Source organism: Shewanella sp. 11B5, from assembly GCF_002836795.1.
Taxonomy (GTDB): Bacteria; Pseudomonadota; Gammaproteobacteria; order Enterobacterales; family Shewanellaceae; genus Shewanella; species Shewanella frigidimarina.
In genome coordinates, this window is the sequence record NZ_PJAP01001071.1 from 1 (window position 1) to 2,394 (window position 2,394).

Genomic DNA, 2,394 nt, shown 5'->3' on the forward strand with positions numbered 1-2,394 from the left:
ATCCCAGATTCTTTTTTATCGCTTACTCATACCTTTAAATCATGTGTAAACAAAGAAATACGTGAAGCAGGTATTGATATTGCTCCAATGGAAATTCAGTCGCTTCATTGTATTAATCGCATTGGTAGCTGTACGGCGGCTTATATCTCCGAACAACTAGATAGGGATAAAGGGCAAGTAGCTAGACTAGTTAGAGATATGCTTAAAAAGAATTTAATTTATAAAGTGCTTAATCCATTGGATAGCAGAAGCCATTTGATCGAATTATCTGAATTTGGACAAGAAATTTTGAAGCAATTATTGCATATTGAAAATAACATCATGAAAGTCATGCTGGATTCAATAACGGAGAGACAAGTTGATCAATTTAATTCTATAGCATTAGAAATGGCTCAGAATCTGAAAAGATAGCTGTAAGAGATAATATGCTAAGTAGCGGATTTAGCCTTAGAGAGTAATAGGGTAAACTAACGGCAGCAATACTTTGTTAATCTTAAACTTTCAATCCTATAGTGTTAATCGCAGTGTTTAAAAAGCAGGCCAATAGAACTGTGGGGAATAAATACCCTAGTGGGCATGCATATAACTTTTTTATGCCGAGCTGAAATGTCACCAACTCTTTGCACTATGAAACTAACATCACGATAAAAAATATGAATAAAATGAATGTAATTTTACTTAGAAGTTTGTTATTGGGACTGCTGTTAACGCCTAACTTAGTAGTGGCTTCAGACATAGCGACTAGCGTGAGCCGCGGCGGAGAATCACGCCTTGCTGATGGCGGTTACTTTGAGCTTGGAGCCAGTGTTTACGGTACCAATCAGTTAGATATTCGCCAAACTGAACATGAGTCAGTGCAGCCTTCTTTACTCATCAGCGGCATGTATCAATACAAAGGTCTATTTATAGAGATGATACATGAATCTCAAGATGGGATTAATTTGGGTTTAAATCTGTGGAGTTCACCTAATTGGTCACTAGATTTTCTAGCCGCCAACTTGCAAAGTTCCACCAGCCGTAATCCAGATGATGCCCCTAATACTTTGGATGAAGCTGTTCGTAATGAATACCTAATGTCGATGGATTCACTCTTTATTGGTGCCGGTTTCAGGGCTACACGCTATTGGGATGATGACTATATTTTTCAGTATCGAATAGTAAGTGATTATTTTGATGCTCAAGGTATTGCTAGCTCTGCTCGGTTGGGGAAATCTTGGCAGGTTCGTAATTGGAATTTTCATGCATTAGCCAGTATTGAATACGCATCATCGAAGCTCAGTCGGCGCCTTTTTGGCGTTGAGAGCTCAGAAGCGACTGAGCTATTTCCTGAGTATCGCCCCGGTAGCGCTGTAACATACGGTATAGAGCTCGGTGTAGCTTATCCACTGAGTGAGAAACTGGTATTTCGAGCCATGTATCGCCTCAATGTGCTCTCCAAGGAAATAACGAATAGTCCTTTTAATCAAGCTGATTATGGGTCGTTTTTTAACGCCTCTATTAGCTATGTGTTTTAGGGGGCATTATGAAGAAATTTAATGTCTCTTTTGCATTTTTCTCGGCACTGTTCCACTCAGTTATCTGCGTCGCTATTCTTACACCTATCTCTGCTTTTAGTCAGGACAATACCATCGCCTTCACTGCAACTCCCGAGCGTTGCGTTGCCTTGCATAAAGGGCAAATTTGCTATCAAGATGTATTGTTTCGCTGGCAAACGCCAAGTAAAGGCGACTATTGCCTAGTGATGAGTAAAAGTGGGCGTCAGCTAACGTGTTGGAATGGGGCAAGCTTGCAAGAATATCACTATAGTTTTGAAGGTGATAAGACAACCTCTTTCAGTTTAATCACCGATGATAAAGCTGATCCCTTGGCTAGAGTTAAAGTGGTAGTGACTTGGGTTTATAAGGCTCCCAAACAGAGCCAATCAGGTTGGAGGTTATTCTAGTTATGGCAGTGAAAAAGCACATATTAGTGGTAGAAGACGACACTTCTTTGGCTGAGTGGATCAGTGATTATTTACTGGATCATGACTATGAGGTAACTGTTGCCAGTCAAGGTGATTATGCCTTAGACATGATCGCTGAAGAACTGCCGGATCTGGTCTTACTGGATGTAATGATCCCAGTGAAAAACGGTTTCGATGTTTGCAAAGAGGCGAGGGGCTTTTATTCAGGGCCTATTTTATTTATGACCGCCTGTGTTGAAGATGGGGATGAAATTCAGGGGTTGGAAATGGGCGCCGATGATTACCTCACCAAACCTATTCGGCCGCAAGTCTTGCTGGCACGGATTAAAGCGTTACTGCGCCGCGCCAATGATGAAGAGCCTAAACAACAGCTGGTATTTGGTGCCCTAGTGCTTAATGCTACCGCTAAAACGGTCACGGTTCATCAGCAA

4 protein-coding genes are annotated in these 2,394 nt (G+C 41.3%); all 4 read left to right on the plus strand.

The genetic code is table 11. The features are described from left to right. A partial coding sequence (locus tag CXF78_RS20405; protein WP_257984966.1) for a MarR family winged helix-turn-helix transcriptional regulator occupies positions 1 to 411 on the plus strand: 411 nt, incomplete at its 5' end. 251 nt (positions 412 to 662) lie between these two features. Then, positions 663 to 1,514 (plus strand): MipA/OmpV family protein, encoded by an 852-nt coding sequence (locus CXF78_RS20410; RefSeq protein WP_041413179.1) that lies wholly within the window; start codon positions 663 to 665, stop codon positions 1,512 to 1,514. A gap of 8 nt (positions 1,515 to 1,522) precedes the next feature. After that, positions 1,523 to 1,942 carry a DUF3019 domain-containing protein gene (locus tag CXF78_RS20415; protein ID WP_257984967.1) on the plus strand — a complete coding sequence of 140 codons (420 nt, stop codon included), beginning with the start codon at positions 1,523 to 1,525 and terminating at the stop codon, positions 1,940 to 1,942. A 2-nt stretch (positions 1,943 to 1,944) separates the two neighbouring features. After that, positions 1,945 to 2,394: response regulator transcription factor (locus CXF78_RS20420; protein ID WP_145991593.1), on the plus strand; the 450-nt coding region annotated here is incomplete at its 3' end.

What these genes read in the sequence shown, in the direction of transcription:
- CXF78_RS20410 (WP_041413179.1), top strand. Translation starts at nt 663, where the DNA reads ATGAATGTAATTTTACTTAGAAGTTTGTTATTGGGACTGCTGTTAACG.
- CXF78_RS20415 (WP_257984967.1), top strand. Translation starts at nt 1,523, where the DNA reads ATGAAGAAATTTAATGTCTCTTTTGCATTTTTCTCGGCACTGTTCCAC.